At 71.4% G+C, this 17574-nt stretch carries 12 protein-coding genes, 1 tRNA gene and 2 pseudogenes; 1 reads left to right on the top strand and 14 read right to left on the bottom strand.

Features of this window, described 5'->3' with window-relative positions:
* Positions 1 to 31: 31 nt before the first annotated feature.
* The 5 genes and pseudogenes from OG568_RS31110 to OG568_RS31090 all read right to left on the bottom strand — a co-directional run bounded on the left by OG568_RS31110 (position 32) and on the right by OG568_RS31090 (position 5225).
* Positions 32 to 676 (bottom strand): IclR family transcriptional regulator, encoded by a 645-nt coding sequence (locus OG568_RS31110; RefSeq protein ID WP_266413581.1) that lies wholly within the window; start codon positions 674 to 676, stop codon positions 32 to 34.
* A gap of 453 nt (positions 677 to 1129) precedes the next feature.
* The gene (locus tag OG568_RS31105; RefSeq protein ID WP_329533929.1) at positions 1130 to 2929 is read right to left on the bottom strand and encodes a DEAD/DEAH box helicase; all 1800 of its coding nucleotides are present in this window, start codon (positions 2927 to 2929) and stop codon (positions 1130 to 1132) included.
* A gap of 116 nt (positions 2930 to 3045) precedes the next feature.
* Entirely contained in the window at positions 3046 to 3249 is a 204-nt protein-coding gene (locus tag OG568_RS31100; RefSeq protein WP_329533928.1) for a hypothetical protein, read from the bottom strand.
* 15 nt (positions 3250 to 3264) lie between these two features.
* Positions 3265 to 3567 (bottom strand): annotated as a pseudogene (locus OG568_RS31095) (MFS transporter); the annotation flags it as partial.
* Between the two features lie 6 nt (positions 3568 to 3573).
* A pseudogene (locus OG568_RS31090) lies at positions 3574 to 5225 on the bottom strand (IS200/IS605 family accessory protein TnpB-related protein).
* 559 nt (positions 5226 to 5784) lie between these two features.
* Here OG568_RS31090 and OG568_RS31085 point away from each other — a divergent pair.
* A tRNA-Cys gene (locus OG568_RS31085) sits at positions 5785 to 5856 on the top strand.
* A gap of 71 nt (positions 5857 to 5927) precedes the next feature.
* On the opposite strand, the gene OG568_RS31080 is transcribed toward OG568_RS31085, so the two are convergent.
* From OG568_RS31080 to OG568_RS31040, 9 genes are all read right to left on the bottom strand, one after another.
* On the bottom strand, positions 5928 to 7124 hold the full coding sequence (locus OG568_RS31080; RefSeq protein ID WP_329533927.1) for an SUKH-4 family immunity protein: 1197 nt from the start codon (positions 7122 to 7124) through the stop codon (positions 5928 to 5930).
* 196 nt (positions 7125 to 7320) lie between these two features.
* Positions 7321 to 7479: a hypothetical protein gene (locus tag OG568_RS31075; RefSeq protein ID WP_329533926.1), complete on the bottom strand. Its 159-nt coding sequence runs from the start codon at positions 7477 to 7479 to the stop codon at positions 7321 to 7323.
* Positions 7476 to 9782: a xanthine dehydrogenase family protein molybdopterin-binding subunit gene (locus OG568_RS31070; RefSeq protein WP_329367801.1), complete on the bottom strand. Its 2307-nt coding sequence runs from the start codon at positions 9780 to 9782 to the stop codon at positions 7476 to 7478. Before OG568_RS31070 ends, OG568_RS31075 begins: the two co-directional genes overlap by 4 nt.
* Positions 9779 to 11407, bottom strand: a complete 1629-nt coding sequence (locus OG568_RS31065; RefSeq protein ID WP_329533925.1) for a 2Fe-2S iron-sulfur cluster-binding protein — start codon at positions 11405 to 11407, stop codon at positions 9779 to 9781. Before OG568_RS31065 ends, OG568_RS31070 begins: the two co-directional genes overlap by 4 nt.
* Positions 11404 to 12297, bottom strand: coding sequence for an FAD binding domain-containing protein (locus OG568_RS31060; protein ID WP_266582716.1), 894 nt, complete (start codon positions 12295 to 12297; stop codon positions 11404 to 11406). Before OG568_RS31060 ends, OG568_RS31065 begins: the two co-directional genes overlap by 4 nt.
* A gap of 280 nt (positions 12298 to 12577) precedes the next feature.
* Entirely contained in the window at positions 12578 to 14227 is a 1650-nt protein-coding gene (locus OG568_RS31055; RefSeq protein ID WP_329533924.1) for a beta-N-acetylhexosaminidase, read from the bottom strand.
* Between the two features lies 1 nt (position 14228).
* Complete coding sequence (locus tag OG568_RS31050; RefSeq protein ID WP_385074489.1) at positions 14229 to 15077, bottom strand: carbohydrate ABC transporter permease; 849 nt, start codon at positions 15075 to 15077, stop codon at positions 14229 to 14231.
* Positions 15078 to 15079: 2 nt separating this feature from the next.
* Positions 15080 to 15976, bottom strand: a complete 897-nt coding sequence (locus OG568_RS31045; RefSeq protein ID WP_329536505.1) for a carbohydrate ABC transporter permease — start codon at positions 15974 to 15976, stop codon at positions 15080 to 15082.
* 52 nt (positions 15977 to 16028) lie between these two features.
* Complete coding sequence (locus tag OG568_RS31040; RefSeq protein WP_329533923.1) at positions 16029 to 17348, bottom strand: extracellular solute-binding protein; 1320 nt, start codon at positions 17346 to 17348, stop codon at positions 16029 to 16031.
* Positions 17349 to 17574: the final 226 nt, after the last annotated feature.

The following is a 17574-nucleotide window of genomic DNA, read 5'->3' as shown; positions in this document are numbered from 1 at the left end:
GGTCGGGCGGTCGGGCGACGGAGTGCGGGCCTCAGCGCAGCGCGTCCGCGACCTCTCGCGCCGCGTCCACGACCCGCGGCCCCACCCGTTCCGGCACGGAGTCCGCGAGCATGACGACACCGACGCTGCCCTCGACCCCCGTCACCCCTATCAGGGGAGCGGCGGCTCCACTCGCGCCCGCCTCCAACTCGCCATGCGTGAGCGTGTACCCGGGGGCGTCCGTCGGCGCGTGCTGCCGGGCGGCGAGGATCGCGCGACCCGCGGCGCCCCGGTCCAGCGGATGCCGGAACCCGGCGCGGTAGGCGACGTGATAGTCCGTCCACGTCGGCTCCACGACGGCGACGGCAAGCGCCTCGGTCCCGTCGACGAGCGTGAGATGGGCCGTGGCCCCTATGTCCTCGGCCAGCGCGCGCAGCGCCGGCAACGCGGCCTCCCGTACCAGCGGATGCACCTGGCGCCCCAGCCGCAGCACCCCGAGGCCGACCCGGGCGCGGCCGCCCAGATCCCGGCGTACGAGCGCGTGCTGCTCCAGCGTGGCGAGCAAGCGGTACACAACGGTCCGGTTGACGCCCAGTTTGTTCGAGAGCTCGGTGACGGTCAGCCCGTGGTCCGTGTCGGCGAGCAGCTTGAGGACACGCAGTCCCCGGTCGAGCGTCTGAGAGGTCTCCGCGGTCACGACGCCCACTCCTTAGTGGTGAGGTCGGCGGCCCCCTCGCGGCGGTTGCGTCTCCGAGTCCCGTCGGCGACGCGCTTCAGAGGCCGCCGTCGGCTGACGACCCGGGCTCTTCCCGGGCGGAGTCGCTACACGGCTGCGCTCCGCGGCGGCGCTGCCACGGGGCGTGTGCGTAGCGGGACAGTAGCGAGCGGGTTCGCTCAGCGGAAGTCTCCGTCCAGAATCCGGTCACGTCCTGACACGAACTCCTCCCCTTTGCAGAGCCTTTGTCCTCGTACGTACGGCACCCACCACGCGGCGCGCACGCCCCCCACACACGGCGCACACGCCCCTGAAAGGGGCGCGGGGCGCTGACATTGCGGCTCAGCCGCGTGGGCGCGACCAGCCACAGCGGATCCGCAGAAAACGCACAAGCAGGGCCCCACGAACCATGACCGCCAGGCACAGCGCCCAGCGTCACCGCATACGGGTGGCCCACTCCTGCACCTTGGCGATCCGCTGCCGCAGTTGACCCGCCGTCGCCTCCGCGCTCGGCGGCCCGCCGCACACACGGCGCAGTTCGGTGTGGATCACGCCGTGCGGCTTGCCGCTCTGGTGGACGTACGCGCCGACCATGGTGTTGAGCTGCTTCCGCAGCTCCAGCATCTCCTTGTGCGAGACCACGGGCCGCCGCTCGGCGGGCAGTTCGAGAAGGTCGGCCTCGTCGTCGGGCTTCTTGCGGCTGTGCGCGATCTGCCGCGCCTGCCGCTTCTGCAGCAGCAACTGCACCTGGTCGGGCTCGAGCAGCCCCGGAATCCCGAGGTAGTCCTGCTCCTCCGCGCTCCCCGGGTGGGCCTGCATCCCGAACTCGGCACCGTCGTACAGCACTCGGTCGAAGACGGCCTCGGACTCCAGTGCCTCGAAGGAGAACTGCTCCTGCTCCCCGGTGTCCTCGTCCTGCTCCCGGTTCGCCTCGTCCATCTCCTGCTCGGACTCGGCGTAGGGGTCCTCCTCGCCCTCCTTCTTGGGCTTGTCGAGGACGTGGTCGCGCTCGACCTCCATCTCGTTGGCGAAGCCGAGGAGGTCGGGAACGGTCGGCAGGAAGACGGAGGCGGTCTCGCCGCGCCGCCGGGACCGTACGAAACGGCCGACGGCCTGCGCGAAGAACAGGGGCGTGGAGATGGTGGTGGCGTACACGCCGACCGCGAGCCGCGGCACGTCGACGCCCTCGGACACCATGCGGACGGCGACCATCCACCGGTCCTCGCTGTGGCTGAACTCGTCGATTCTGTTGGACGCGCCCGTGTCGTCGGACAGGACGAGGGTCGCCTTCGTGCCGGTGATCTCACGGATGAGCTTGGCGTACGCGCGGGCCGAGTCCTGGTCGGAGGCGATGACGAGCGCACCCGCGTCCGGGATGCCCTTCCTGACCTCGGTCAGCCGCTGGTCGGCGGCGCGCAGCACGCTGGGCATCCACTCACCGCGCGGGTCGAGCGCGGTGCGCCAGGCCTGCGAGACGGCGTCCTTGGTCATCGGCTCGCCGAGGCGGGCCGCGATCTCGTCCCCCGCCTTCGTACGCCACCGCATGTTGCCGCTGTAGGAGAGGAAGATGACGGGCCGCACGACGTGGTCGGCCAGCGCGTTGCCGTACCCGTATGTGTAGTCGGCGGAAGACCGCCGAATCCCGTCGTTCCCCTCCTCATACGCGACAAAGGGGATGGGGTTGGTGTCGGACCGGAAGGGCGTACCGGTGAGCGCGAGCCGTCGAGTGGCGGGCTCGAACGCTTCGAGGCACGCCTCGCCCCAGGACTTCGAGTCACCGGCGTGGTGGATCTCGTCCAGGATGACGAGGGTCTTGCGCTGCTCGACGCGGTTGCGGTGGAGCATGGGCCGCACACCCACACCCGCGTACGTCACGGCGACGCCCTGGTACTCCTTGCTGAGCGGCCCCGCGCTGTACTCGGGATCCAGCTTGATCCCTATCCGCGCGGCGGCCTCCGCCCACTGCTTCTTCAGGTGCTCGGTCGGCGCGACCACGGTCACCTGCTGCACGACGTGGTGGTGCAGCAGCCAGGACGCGAGCGTCAGCGCGAACGTCGTCTTGCCGGCGCCGGGCGTGGCGACGGCCAGGAAGTCGCGCGGCTGCTCCTGGATGTACTTCTCCAGCGCCCCCTGCTGCCAGGCACGCAGCTTGCTGGCGGTACCCCAGGGGGCGCGGCCGGGGAAGGCGGGTGAGAGGTGGTGCGAGGTGGATGCGCTGGCGGCGGTGGTAGTCACGGTCTCCGTGGGGTGGTTGAGCGGCTCGGCTACGTATGACAACCGGGCCACCCTACCGGCGCCGCGGTTGTGTCAACGCGCGCACGACGCCGGGTCACCCGTGGATGGGACTGAGGTCACAGAGCCCGCGACCGGTCGGCGATCACCCCGATGTCGCTCTCCTCACCGGACGCCGCGGCGATGACCAGGTCGTACGTCGTGTCCTGGTCGCAGCCGGGGAGGTCGACGCCGTTCACGGCGAGGAAGGTGGCGGCGGCCGGCCAGGCGGTCCGCTTGTTCCCGTCGACGAGCGGGTGAGCACCGCTCCCTTTTAGGATCACCGCTCTCTTTTCAGATCACCGCTCTCGCACCCGGGTCGTCACCCAGGCCCCCACCAGCGCCACCCCGGCCATCGGCAGGAACACGGCGGCGAACGCGGCGGGGTGGGAAGCGCCGGCCGTCGAGGTGGCCGTCTCCGCGACCTTGCCGCCGCCCAGCGCCGCGAACGCCGCGCCGCCCGCCGCGAGCAGCACGATGTCGGAGAGGCCGTCGGAGATCTGCAGCGCGGCGGAGTTGGCGCCGACTTCCTCCGGCGCCGAGAAGCGCAGCAGCAGCACGCTCGTCGAGGCGATCACCAGCCCCATCCCGAAGCAGCCGAACCGTTCCTAAAGACTGAGCGGGAGTGAGTCCTGTCGCCAGGGCTCACGCTCAGCCGCACGTCCCGAGCGGTGTTGGGCGTGCTGGTTCCCCGCGTTCGCTCCGCATCCGGGCGGCACGCATCGTGTGCGTGGTCCGGGAATACGGGGGCGGGGTTCCTCACGCCCAAGGGCGTCCGGTCGGGCCTGGACGGTCCGATGCCCACAGCCATCGCTCTGGTGGGTGTGGGGCGGTGCCGTCCGTCGCCGGACCGAATGTCCTTGGGCGCGCCTTCCGACCGCGATGCTTGCCGCATCGTGCCGGGTGGTCTTACGGGTCTTGCTGGTGAGAGGCTTCTGCCAGTGCTGGGCGCCCCACCGCGAGGTGTAGGCCGGGTCCACGGCGATGATGGTGATGTTGGTGGCGTCGGCCATAGAGGTGAGACGGGCGCGGAGCCTGCCGGTGGGCATGCCCGAGATCAGCTGCCGGAACCGGCGCTTGCGGCCGTGCTTCTCGCGGGTCTTCTCGGCGGTGAAGTCCAGGTCCTCGACCGCGATGGCGGCCACGCCGCAGGACTTCGCCCAGTTCAGCAGCCGGGTCAGAGCGTGGCGGACCTGGGCGTCCCGGTGGGTGGCGCTGCCGGACAGGTCGAAGGGGAAGCGCCGTGGGTTCCCGATGGGGTTGCCGTGCGTGTCGAGGCGCCAGGCGGCGAGGTGGTCGGCGTTGGCGTCCACACCGATCACACCCTGCGCGAGGGCGGAAGCCAGCGGCATGACCCGGGCGGGTGCTGCCAGGAAGCGGTCAGATACCAGCGCCCGCGCCCGACGTCCAGGTGGATGCGGTAGGCCACCGCCCGGTTCGATTCCACGCGGTCGGCCCACTCGACGCCCCGGTGCGGGAAGGCGACACGGGAAGCGAGAACGTACCGTCCGTGCGGGGCGTTCGCCAGTCCGGCGAGCGGGGCAGGGAGTTTGACGGAGACTTCGCCGTCGGGGGTGACGCGGATGGTCTCGTTGCCGTACCGCTTCCCGGACTCGCCGTCAGCGGCGAGAAACCAGCGCTCCGCCTCCCACCGCTCCCGCCACCGGGTCTCGGCAAGCCCGGCCTCGGCGAGGTGGTGACGGGTGTTCGCCAGGCGCTTGCCACCACGCACCACACGCACCCGCCCGGCCCGCCAGTCCGCGACGGCCGCCGCGTGCCGGGACTCCAGCGCGGCCAGCCGACGCGACTTCGCATGCCATTCCCGCGCGGAGCGGTAGCCACCCGGAGCCCGTCTCGAGCCCCACTCCCCCACGGACAGCGACAGGCGGTGCCGGATGGACTTGATGCCGGCCTCCAGGCTGTGGATGTGCGCTGCCTGGCAACGCCGCGCAAGCGCCCACTGATCATGCGAGGCCTTGGTGAGCGCACCGGCCCAGCGGGACGACGACAACGGCGTCAGCCCACGCTTCCGCGCCGCCCACGCATCCGCGCAGTGCCTCAGACCATCAGCACACCGCGCCTTGAGATCCCGCGACGCCAGCGCACCGAGGTGCTCGCCGACCAGCCGCAGCACCCTCACATCCCCGGCCGTCAGATGCTTGAGCCGGCCGCGTACCGCCACACCGGACGGGCCCGGAGCGACGAACGGCCCAGCCAACGCCCGCAGCCCGGAAGCCGACCGCTCCCCCCTCCCACGCACCCCACCCACCCCCGCTCCAGCCCGCAACCCCCGCGTCACGCAGATCAACGAACCACCCCCCGCAAAGGTCACCCGTTCCCACCCCGAACATCCAGGCGACCCCTCCACCATGAACAGGCGAAAGAGAACACGCTCGCCTCCGCACACTCACACGCAGTAACTGGCAGAAAACACCGAGCAGTTGAACACCCCGAGCCACGGCAACGGTCCACACGGGCACGGCGGGGATCAGCACGCTGGGCACGGAGACGATCGCCGCCGCAAGCAGCACCATTCCGAGGAACATCAGCCGGTCCCGGTACGGCTCCAGCCGCAACGTCACGTGCTTCCAACGCTGTCATGGCCGCCAGCGTAAGGGCCACGACCAGCAGTGACTCCTGTCCGAAGACCGTGATCGCCTGGGCCTTTGGTCGTACGCCCCGGTCTCGGGAACCGGCGTTCATGAACGACATATGGCAGTCCCGTTGCAGCACCCCCGCACCCCTTGAGCCCGCCCCGGGCCCCGCCTACGGTCGACCCATCAGGTTCGGAACGAGTGAGCCGTGCCGCACCTGAGAACGGCCGTGTGCCCGAGTGGCTCAGGGGCTCGCCTGCAAAGCGAGTTACGCGGGTTCAATTCCCGCCACGGCCTCCTGTGAGGTGGATCGGCCGTCCCCGTGGCCCGGGGGCGGCCGATCCGTGCGTGTGGGGGGCGTCCGTCGGCTAGCCGTGGAGGGTGCCGCCCGCCTCGTCCTCGAATGCCTCCGGCCAGTAGCGCCGGCCGTCGTCGCCCTCCAGCGTGGGGGTGGGGTCGCAGGCGACGGGGTCGACCGTGGCGAGGGTCTGGGCCATGGTGGCGGCCAGTTGTTCGTAGGAGTCGGTGAGGTCGTGGGTCGCGTCGAGGGCCTTCTCGCGGTGCAGCAGCCAGAGGGTGAAGGCGAGGGTGGAGATGTCGGCGTTGAGGGGGCGCAGGGTGATGTCCGGCTCGCTCCAGGCGAGGACCGCGCCCGTGGTGCCGTCCACCACGAGGCTGGTGTCCTCGATGAGGTAGCCGAGGCGTATCAGGCGGTCGGCCGTCGCGGGGAGTTCGTCGGCGGAGAAGTCGTCGGGGCGCTGGTCCGCGTAGTAGTCGGCGAGGCCCGGCAGGGGCACTTCCGTGTCCAGCTGGAAGAGGAGGCCGTCCTCGGGCAGGCCCGTCTCGCGCAGGAAGCGTCGGGTCGGCTCGTGCACGAGCGCGGGCGGGAAGTCGACGTCCTCGAAGCGCATGATGGCGCCCGCGCCGAACTCCTCGTCCAGCAGTCGCTTGGGCAGGTCGAGGACGAGGCCCTCGCCGGGGCCCGCGATCCGGGCGAGGGGGCGGATCAGGGCGGCCATCCGCCAGTACGGCGCCACCTCGCCGCGCGCCCCCGCCTCGCCGCCCGCGCCCGCCTCGAAGACCGCGGCGAGCGACTCGGAGGCCTCCGTGACCACCTTCGGGCCGAACCGGCCCTCGTAGGAGGCGAACCGCCCACGGGACGCCGTCAGTTCCTCCGTCGCCGCCGAGAAGCGCACCAGGGCTTCCAGGGAGGGGGCCAGGGGCGCGAGGTCCATCAGAGCGGGGTCGGAGAAGAAGTACGTCGTGGCGATCTCCCCCGTCGCCCCGTCCAGGACGATCGACTCCAGGTCCCGGTCGAAGGTCCGCAGGGCTCCCACGACCAGCTGGTCCTGGAGCTCCGCGGCGAGTCTGTCGGCGTCACCGGCCAGGTCGGCGACCCGGCGCAGCCCGTGCTCCCGCAGGGCGCCGAAGTCCAGCAGCGTGCCGTCGGCCGGCAGCCCGGGCTCCGTCAGCCACTGCCTTGTGCCCGTGTGTGTGATGTACGGATCCAGCTCGTCCTCGGTCAGCGTGATCGCGCTGACGACATCGGTGTCAGTCGTACTCATGGCTCCCCCGCGCATGTGAACGCATTTGTGCTTCCCGCGAGGAACTCACCGCCGCCCAGCGGCAGTTCCCCACTGACCGAGAACCATACGCCGCCCCACTGACAACGCCGGAAACCCCCAGGCACACAGGGCGTACGGCCCGGAAACGCGCGGATTCAAGCCATCGGAGGCCGCCCTGCCGCGGCCCGCGTCCGCCTCAGGTGAAGTACACGCCGCCCAGGACGACCACCACGGCCGCCACGACGAACAGCAGTACCCACAACGCCAGCTTCCCGACGCTCGGTGGGGGCTCGTAGCGCGGCTGCTCGGGGTCGTGGGTCGTCGGTTCGGGGGTCGTCGGTTCGGGGGTACTCATGTCGTGGTCACCACGGCGGCTTGCGGACGGATCGGGAGGCGGTTGACGGGGCGGCCCGTCGCCGCCCGCACGGCGGACGCGACGGCCGCCGGGGACGTCACGACCGGCACGGCGCTGGCCGCCTTCGCGCCGAAGGGGGCGACGACGTCGCGCTCCTCGACGAGCTTGACGATGCGGATGTCCGGGGCGTCCAGGGAGGTCGGGAGGGCGTAGCCGGTGAGGTCGGGGTGGCGGACCAGGCCGCGGGCGGTGCGGAGGTTCTCCGTGAGCGCGGCACCGACGCCCTGGGTGACGCCCGCCTCGATACGGGCCGTGAGCTGCGCGGGGTTGAGGATCCGCCCGACGTCCTGGGCGAGCGCCAGCTCGACCACCCGTACCGAGCCCAGTTCGATGTCCACGTCCACCACCGCGCGGATCGCGCAGAAGGCCAGGCCCACGAAGGCGTCGCCCTGGCCCGCCTCGTCCAGCGGCTCGGTCGGGTGCGGGCGGCACTGCGCGGTGGCCCACAGCTCCTTGCCGTCCATCGCCTCGGTGACGGTGGTCGAGAGCACACCGTCGTACGAGGTGATCTTGCCGTCGGTGATCTGGAGGAGCTCCGTGGACATGCCGAACTTGTGCGCCAGCGGCTGCAGGAGCTGCGTACGGACCATCTTCGCGGCGCGTTCGACCGCTCCGCCCGACACCCAGGTGTGGCGGCCCCGGCAGCTGGGGCCCGCGGGCGGCTGGTCGGTGTCGACCGGCGCCACGTGCACCTCGTCGATGCCGAGGGTCTCCTGGACGATCTGGCGGGCCAGGGTGGTGAAGCCCTGGCCGGTCTCGACGGCCGCGCACAGCACCGTGGCGACACCGTCGTGGACCTTCACCGTGGCCGTGGAGACCTCGTCCGCGCCCTCGGCGCCGAGCATGTGGACCATGCCGACGCCGTAGCCGACCCCGCGGCGTACGGCGCCTGGTTCGCCCGCGCCCTCGGGGCCGCCCGGGAGCAGCCACTCGTCCTCGGGGGTGTCCTTGGGGAGCGCGGGCAGAGGGTAGTCGCGTACGGCCTGGAGCAGTTCGGCGACCGGCGCCGGGCAGGTCACCGTCTGGCCGGTCGGAAGCACGTCCCCGGTGGCCATCGCGTTCTGCAGACGCAGTTCGGCGGGGTCGAGGGCGAGCTTCTTGGCGAGCTTGTCCATCTGCGCCTCGTAGGCGGCGCAGACCTGCATGGCGCCCTCGCCGCGCACATGGCCGGAGGGCGGGTTGTTGGTGCGCACGGCCCAGCCCTCGATGAAGGCGTTCGGGACGACGTAGGGGCCGCAGGCGAAGGAGACGGCGGCGGCCAGCGACTCGGCGGACGTGTCGGCGTAGGCGCCGGCATCGAGCAGGATCTGCGCCTCGACCTTCACCAACCTGCCCTCGGTGTCGGCGTGGTGGCGGTAGCGCAGCAGGGTGGGGTGCCGGTGGGCGTGGCCGAGGAAGGACTCCTCGCGGGTCGCGGTGAGCTTCACCGGGCAGCCGGTCTGGAGGGCCAGCAGGCCGAGCGGGAGCTGGAAGCCCTGGTCCTCGCGGTCGGCGGTGGCGCCGGGCACTCCGGTGACGACGACCTTCACCCGCTCGGGCTCCAGGCCGTAGCAGGCGGCGGCGGTGTCGCGGTCGGTGTGCGGGTCCGTGGAGGCGATGTAGAGCTCGACGCCGCCGTCCGGACGGGGCACGGCGAGACCGGCTTCGGCGCCGATCGGGGCCGGGTCCTGGCGGCCGATGCGGTACAGGCCCTCGACGACGATCTCGCCGACCGCGTCCGGGTCGCCGTGGCGCAGCGGGATGTGCCGGATCAGGTTGCCGTCGGGGTGCAGGGGCTCGGCCTCGAAGGCCTGCTCCGGGTCGGTCACCGGGTCGAGCAGCTCGTACTCGACGATGACGGCCGCCGCGGCCATCCGCGCGGTGTCCGGGTGGTCGGCGGCGACGGCCGCGATGGGCTCACCGTGGTGGCGTACGACCTCGGAGGCGAACACCGGGCGGTCCGCACGGCCGCGGCCGTGCAGGGCCGCGCCGGGCACGTCCTCGTGGGTGATGACCGCCCGGACGCCGGGCATCTCGCGTGCGTGGCTGGTGTCGATGGACACGATGCGCGCGTGCGGGTGCGGTGAACGCAGCACGGCCGCCCACAGCAGGCCCTCGGCCCACAGGTCGGCCGCGTACGGGAAGGTGCCCTCGGTCTTGGCGCGGGCCTCCGCGGCGGGCAGCGACACGCCGAGCCCGTGCGGCAGCGGCTCGGGGCCGGTCTCGGGTGCCGCGGCAGTCGCGGTCACGGTCTCGTTGCTCACGCCTGGCCTCCGTCCTGTCCGTACGGCTGCTCATACGGCGCCTGGGAGTCGTACGGGGAAGGGTCCTCGAACGCCGACGGGTTGACGCCGCCCGCGCCGGGCCCCGCCTGGTGCGGGATGCGCGGCTCGTCCGCGTCCGGCACGGCCTCGGCGGCGGCCGCGCTGTGCGCCTCGCGTTCGGCGACGACCTCGCGTACGGCGTCCAGGACCCCCCGGTAGCCGGAGCAGCGGCACAGGTTGCCGCACAGCGCCTGGCGGGTCTCGAGTTCGGTGGGGGCGGGGTTGCCCTCGAGGAGGTCGTGCACGGTCATGGCCATGCCCGGGACGCAGAAACCGCACTGGACCGCGCCGCACTTGGCGAGGGCGCGCTGCACGTCCGAGGGCTGTCCGTCGGCGGCGAGGCCTTCGACCGTACGCACTTCACTGCTCGCGGCGGTGACGGCGGGCACCAGGCAGGACGCCACGAGCCGCCCGTCCACCTGCACGTTGCAGGCTCCGCACTCGCCCTGCGAGCAGCCGTCCTTGGCGCCCGCGAGGCCGAGGCGCTCGCGCAGGACGTAGAGCAGCGACTCGCCGATCCAGGCGTCGGTCACGGGGCGGTCGGCGCCGTTGACGCGCAGGACGTAGGAGGCCAGGGGGTGTTCGTCGTGCGGGGGCGGCGGGAGGGTGTCCGGGTCGCTCGCGTCCGCCGCGGGGGCGGTGGACCCGGGGGCGTCCGGCACCGGGGTCCCGGGGTGCTCCGCGGGGTGCTCCGAAGCGTCCTCCGAGGCTGCTGCCGGGGCAGTCGGCGTGGCCGGGTCGGAGTCCGGTTCGGCTCCGTCCGGGGTCCCGTGCACCTCGGCCGTCGCGGGCGTGGGCCCGGCGAGCGGCTCAGGAGCCTCGTGAGCGGCCTGAGCGCCCGCCTGGGCGGCCCCGGCGGGCGATTCCGTATGTGTGTGCCGCGCGGGCTCCGCGAGGCCCTCAGGGGCCCCCGGGGCCTCGGGGGTCGCCGCTTGCGGTGGGGCCGACCACGGCTCGCCGATGGTCTCCGTGGTCGCCCAGGGCGCGGCCGCGCCGCCCGGGAGCGTGGCGGGCGGCGTGCCGCCCCACTGCTCGACGAGGGCCGACGTGGTGAACTCGCCCGATTCGTCCGGAAGATCACCTCCGGCGACCGGAATCGACCACTGTCCGGTGACGTCGTGTCCGGACGCGTCGGCCGGGTGGTGCCCGGGGGACGCACCCTCGCGGGCGGCGTCCCCGAAGTCCCACTGGCCGGTGGCGCCGGGGTGGTACGAGAACCCGTCGTGCGCCGCCTGCTGGTGCCCGGCGTCCTGACGCCCGGTCTCGTGGCGTACGGCTTCCTGGTGCGCGGCGTTGGGATCCGGCCACTGGACCGCCTCGGCCGGCAGGCCCCACCCGCCCGCCGCCCCGGGGTCGGCCGCCGGGGGCGCCGCGGTGATCCGGGGGGGCACATAGCCGTGGCCGGGCGCCGCGAGGGGCGTCTCGCGTTCCGCCAAAAGGGCGTCGATTCCGCCCTCGGGGAGCTTGACGAAGGCGGTGGCGCCGTCGTCGTAGTCCCCCTGCGGAAGCGGGTCCCACCTGCCGCTGGTGCGCGGAGCGCCCTCTCCGTGCTGGTCGTCGGTCACGACAGTGCCCTCCCCAGTGCTCGTCGGGCCAGCGCGGCGACGGTGCGCCGCAGGTGCAGTACGGCGGGCGGAAGCTGTTGTACGGACCCGTCCTCGGCCGGCACGGGATCGGGGATGCAGGCCGCGGCGACGTACTCCCCGAAGGCGTTGAGCGCCTCCGGCACGATGGCCCGGTTGTTGTCCCAGTCGATCAGCTGGGCGACCCACGCCTCCGCGTCCAGGGGCCGCAGCGCCATCGGCGCTATGGCGCCGACCGCGCACCGCACGCCGCGCCGCGCCGGGTCCAGGACGAGTGCCACGGACGCGATGGCGCGCCCGGGTCCGGTGCGTCCGGTCGCCTTCAGGAAGACCTGGGGCGCGTGCAGCAGCGGCACGCGCACGTAGCCGATGAGTTCGCCGCCGCGGAGCATCTCCATGCCCGCGAGCAGGTGCGACACCGGGATCTCACGGCGGGCCCCGCCCGGGCCCGCGATGATCAACGTGGCCTCCAGAGCGGCCAGCACGGGCAACGCGTCCCCCGTGGGGGCCGCCGAGGCGATGTTGCCGCCCAGGGTGCCCGCGTTGCGGATCTGCGGCGGTCCCGCGGCGCGCGCGGCGGCGGCGAGCGCCGGGATGAGGGCCGCGAAGTCGGGGCGTCCCATGCGGGCGTGGGTGAGGCCGGCGCCGAGCAGCGCGTGGCCGTCCTGGTACTGCCAGCCGCGGATCTCGCTGATCCGGCCGAGGCCGACGAGCGCGGCGGGCCGCAGTTGTCCGGAGTTGACGGCGGCCATGAGGTCGGTGCCGCCGGCCACGGGGACGGCGGCGGGCATGGCGGCCAGCGCCGCCACTGCCTCGTCCAGCGAGGCGGGCAGCGTCACGGCCTGCGCCGCCTGCGGTGCGTGCGTGGTCAAACCGGCTGCCCCTTCCCGCTGCCCCACCTGGTCCCACCTGTGTTGCGCGTACGGTACGTGCTGACAGGGCGGACGTGGCAACTCTGGCACATCTTCCCGGGCCCTCGACGCGGGGGTCCGCTAGGAGGCATTCGCCCCCTCACCAGGGAGATGGTCCGTTTTCCTACGGCATCGCCGGTCAGTACGAATTGCCACTCTTCGGTGGCCCTTGGGGGCCTTTTGCCTTGTGGGGCCACCGCGTCGGGGCGAGCGGGCCGGGACACGCCGGTAAGGGGTCACCTCACACGTTTGGGGGCGCCCCCTCGATCGGACGTCCGAGCACACCCGGTCGCCGCTGCCACGGCAGGGGGCCCTCGGGCGGGCGGTAGGCGACTCCCAGGGCGTCAAGTCGCCCGTAGTGGGCGGCCATCCGCCGTTCGAAGTCGGCGAAGTCCCGCTCGGCGGGGGCGGGCAGGGCGCTCCAGGCGACCTCGGCGAAGGCCGCGAGCCTGGGGAAGGTCTGGTAGTCCACCCGTGCGGGGTCCTCCATCACCTCGGTCCACACGTTCGCCTGAGTGCCCAGCACATGCCGCGCCTCCGCTTCGGTGAGCTCCGGTGGAACGGGTTCGAAGCGGTAGACGTCCTCCAGTGTGCGGACATATCCGATCGGCACCGGCTCGTCCGGGCCCGCGGCCTGGCGGTGGTCCAAGTACACCTGCTGCTCGGGGCACATGACGACGTCGTGGCCGGCGCGGGCGGCCGTGATGCCACCCTGGTAGCCGCGCCACGAGGACACCGCCGCCCCGGGCGCCAACCCGCCCTCCAGGATCTCGTCCCAGCCGATCAGCCGACGCCCACGCGCGGAGAGCCAGTTGTCGAAGTGCCGGACGAACCAGGACTGCAACTCGTCCTCGTCCGCGAGGCCCAGTTCCCTGATGCGCGTCTGCGCGGTCGGCGACCGCTTCCACTGGTCCTTGGCGCACTCGTCGCCGCCGATGTGCACAAAACCCGAGAACCGCGTGAACGGGCCCGCGTCCGCCGGGAAGAGCTCCAGGAGTTCCTCGAACACCCCCTCGTAGAAGCGCAGGGTGTTGTCAGTGGGGGCGAGTACGTTTTCGGAGATGCCCCAGGTGTCCCAGACGGTCAGGGAGGTCGTGTCGATGACGTCGGTGTTGCCCAGTTCCGGATACGCGGCGATGGCGGCCTGCGAGTGCCCCGGGATGTCGATCTCCGGGACGACACTGATATGCCGCTCGGCCGCGTACGCGACGATCTCGCGGATGTCGTCCTGCGTGTAGAAGCCCCCGTGCGGCTTCTCGTCCCACAGGGGCGAGGCGCGATGGCCGAATTTCGAGCGCGCCCGCCAGGATCCGACCTCCGTCAGCTTCGGGTACCGCTTGATCTGAACACGCCAGCCTTGGTCGTCGGTGAGGTGGAAGTGGAAGACGTTGAGTTTGTGGGCGGCCATGAGGTCGAGGTGACGCAGGACGCCGTCCTTGGGCATGAAGTGCCGCGAGACGTCGAGCATGAGGCCGCGCCAGGGAAATCGGGGAGCGTCCTCGATGATCTGATGCGGGATTCCGTAGGTCGTCCCCGGCCGGACGGGGGCGCGACGGAAGGCATCGGGGCCGAGGAGCTGACGCAGCGTCTGCGCGCCCCAGAACACCCCCGCCGCACTGCCGCCCCGGATCTCGACACCCCAGTTGACGACGACGCTGAGTTTGTACGCCTCCGGCTCCAGGGTGTCGTCCAGGAGCAGCCGTACGGCGTTGCGGGCGTCCTGCGGCCCTGGTGGCAGCGGCAGGCCGAGCGCGGCGCCGAGCGCGGCGCGCAGCCAGCGCTCCGTGGCGCCGGTGCCGGGCGCGGCCCACAGGGTGGTGTCCGCATCGAGCTCGACCCCGCAGCGCATGGGGCCCTCGACGGCGCGGGGCGCCGGAATCACATCGTTCACGTCAGTCCTTCACCGCTCCGCCGAGGCCGGAGACCAGGCGTCGCTGTACGAGTACGAAAAAGACGAGCACCGGAATCGTCATCACCGTGGACGCCGCCATCACACCGCCCCAGTCCGGCTCGTCGGGCTTGTAGAACACGAGGAGGGCCATCGGCAAGGTGGACTGCGAGGTGTCGCTGATGATGAAGGACTTGGCGAACAGGAAGTCGTTCCAGGCCGAGATGAAGGAAAAGACGCTCGTGGCCACCAACCCGGGGAAGACGAGGGGGAAAAGGATCTGCCAGAGGAATCGCGTACGGCTCGCCCCGTCGATGTACGCGGCCTCCTCCAGCGCCTCGGGAACCGCCTTCACAAAACCCCTCAGCATCCAGATCGCGAACGGCAGCGAGAAGGCGATGTGCGGCAGGATCAGCGAGCCCAGCGTGTTCAGCTGGCCGAAGTCGCGCATCAGGAAGAAGAGGGGGATCGTCAGCGCCTCGACGGGCACCATCTGCGCGACCAGGAACATGATCAACAGGGTGGTCCGGAATCGGAAGCGGAATCGGGTGACCGCCGTCGCCGCGAGAAACGCGATCAGCGCCGAGACGACGACCACGGACCCCGCCACCACGAGGCTGTTGACGAAGTAACGGCCGAATTCCTGCTGCCCGAAGACCCGCCGGAAGGAATCCAGGGAGGGCGAAAGCGTCCACGGCCGGGGCTCGGTGGACTCGATCTCTCCGGCCGGTTTGAATGCGCCGAGCACCATCCAGTAGAGGGGGAAGGCGACGACCGCCGCGATCAGCAGCGCGGTCGCCTCGGCGGCGAGCCGCCAGGGGCGCCGGGGACGCCGTACGAAGCCGGGTATCAGGCTCACAGTTCCTCCCCCTGTCTACGCAGCAGGCGCAGATAGACCAGCGTGACCGCCAGCAGGATCACCAGCATCACCACGCCGATCGCCGAGCCGAGGCCGTACTGCGAGGAGGCGAACGCCTTCTGGTAGGCGTACACGTTCAGCACGAGGTTCTGGCCGGCGATACCCCCGCCGTTGGTCATCACGTAGATCTGCGTGAAGACCTTGAAGTCCCAGATGACCGACTGGATGGTGACGACCACCAGGATCGGCCGCAGCAGCGGTGCGAGCACCGAGCGCCAGATCCGCCACTGCGAGGCGCCGTCCAGGGCGGCCGCCTCCAGCACCTCGGCGGGTACGGAGCGGATCCCGGCATAGACCGTCACCATCACGAACGGGAAGGAGCACCAGACCACTTCGAGCAGGACGAGCGCGAAGGCGCTGGAGCGCCCGTACGTCCAGGAGTGGTCGCCGATTCCGAGGACCCGGTTGACGGGCCCGAAGTCGGGGTCGAACAGAAACAGCCAGACCGTGGACCCGGTGACGGCCGGGGTCGCCCACGCGCCGAGCGCGGCCAGCATCAGCGCGAGCCTCGGCAGGGCCCGTACGCGGGTGAGGAGCACGGCGAGGGCGCAGCCGACGGCCAGGGTGGAGAGCACACACGCCGCCGCGAACACCAGCGTGGCGATCAGGACCTGCCAGAACTGGTCGTCGGCGAAGAGGGTGGTGTAGTTGCCGAACCCTTCGAAGGAGGTCGGTTCGCCGCCGCTGACCTGTGCCTGGGTGTACTTCAGGAGCGAGATCAGGCCGAGTTGGTAGATGGGGTAGACGAGCAGGGCGCCGAGGACGACGAGAGCGGGGGCGAGGTAGAGCCAGGGGGTCCAGCGGGCGCGCCGGCGGCCGGGGACGCCGGCCACGGTCTTCGGGACCGTGGCCGGTTCGGCGACGGCCTCTTGCGTGGTCACCCGTTCACCCCACGGAGCCGAACGCGTCGTTCATCTTCTTCGCCGCGTCCTTCGAGGCCGCCGCCACGTCCTTCTTGCCGCTGATGACCTCCTGGAACATCGTCGGCAGGACGAGCGAGGCGTCGATCTGCGACCAGGCGGGCGAGGCGGGCACGAACTTGGCGCCCGAGGCGAGGGTCTTCACGAAGGGCGCGACGAACGGCTGCTTCTTCGCGACCTCGTCCCGCACGTCGGTGTACGTCGGCAGGAACCCCATGGCGTCGAAGAGCTCGCTCTGGGTCTTCTTGCTCGCCAGCCGCTCCATCAGGTCGACGGCGAGGGTGCGGTGCGAGGTGCTCTTCAGAACGCCGATGTTGTTGCCGCCCGCGAACGCCGGGGCCACCGAACCGGACTTCACACCGGGCAACGGCACGACCGCGTACTTGCCCTTGATCTTCCCGGCCTCGATCGCGGCATGGCTGAAGTCGCCGCCGATGGCCATGCCCGCCTTGCCGGAGGCGAACGCGGTGACGGTGTCGTTGCCGGTCATGCCCGCGCACTTGGCGGCGGGACAGTTGTCGGAGCCGAACAGCGAGGTGTAGGCCTTGATGCCCTGCTGGGCGGCCGCGCTGTCGATGGTCGCGGCGTAGGAGCCGCCCTTGCCCTGGGCGATCTCGCCGCCCTGGGACCAGATGAACGGCATCGCGCCGTACGTGTAGGCGCCGCCGACCACGAGCCCGTAGAGGTCGGGATCGGCGGCGCGGATCTTCTTCGCGGTGGAGATCAACTCGGCCTGGGTCTTCGGGACTTCGAGGCCGAGGTCCTTGAGGATGTCGGTGCGGTAGTAAAGGGCGCGGACGCCGACGAAGAACGGGGCGCCGTAGATCTTGCCGTCCACCGTCACGGACTGCTTGGCGGTCGGGTCGGTGTCCTTGGCCTCGCTCCAGTCGGCGAACTCCTTGGTGACGTCGGCGAGTCCGCCGTCCTTGACGTAACCGGCGGTGTCCGTGTTGCCGTACTCGATGACGTCAGGGGCGCTCTTCGGATCGTTGAAAGCGGCCTTCATGCGCTGGGCGCGGGTCTCCACGGGGATGTACTCGATGGTGACCTTGGTGTCCTTGTGGGCCTTCTCGAAGGTGCTGACGGCCGCGTCGACGACCTTCTCCTTCGGCCCGTTGGTGACCTCCTGGAAGAGCCAGACCCGCAGCGTGCCGGTCTTCTCGTCCTTTCCGGAGGAGGAGTTGTCGGAGGCCTGGGGGGCACAGGCGGTGGCGACGACAAGTGCGGCGAGGGCGACGGCCGTTCGCGCGGGGAGCCTCACGGGCAGCTTCGCAGAGAGCTTCATCGAGCATCCTCCGATGGGGGACGTTGCAACATACGCAATGGCGGTTTCGCTCTGCACAACACACCGGAGGCTAGGGACTACATGAACATGTCCACAAGAGGTCTCAACCACTCTGTGACCACGGGGCGCACCATGTGCAACGGCACCCGGCGCAAAGACCGCAAAGACCGCCGGCGCACACGACACAAAGGCCCTCGGGGCGCGCCGAAACGCGCCCCGAGGGCCT

Origin of the sequence: Streptomyces sp. NBC_01450 (assembly GCF_036227505.1) — a bacterium.
Taxonomy (GTDB): Bacteria; Actinomycetota; Actinomycetes; order Streptomycetales; family Streptomycetaceae; genus Streptomyces.
This window is presented reverse-complemented; position numbering and strand designations above follow the sequence as displayed.

Bases quoted from the DNA above. Each gene is read 5' to 3' on its own strand.
- OG568_RS31040 (WP_329533923.1), bottom strand. From the start codon at position 17,348: ATGAAGCTCTCTGCGAAGCTGCCCGTGAGGCTCCCCGCGCGAACGGCC.
- OG568_RS31080 (WP_329533927.1), bottom strand. From the start codon at position 7,124: ATGAGTACGACTGACACCGATGTCGTCAGCGCGATCACGCTGACCGAG.
- OG568_RS31075 (WP_329533926.1), bottom strand. From the start codon at position 7,479: ATGAGTACCCCCGAACCGACGACCCCCGAACCGACGACCCACGACCCC.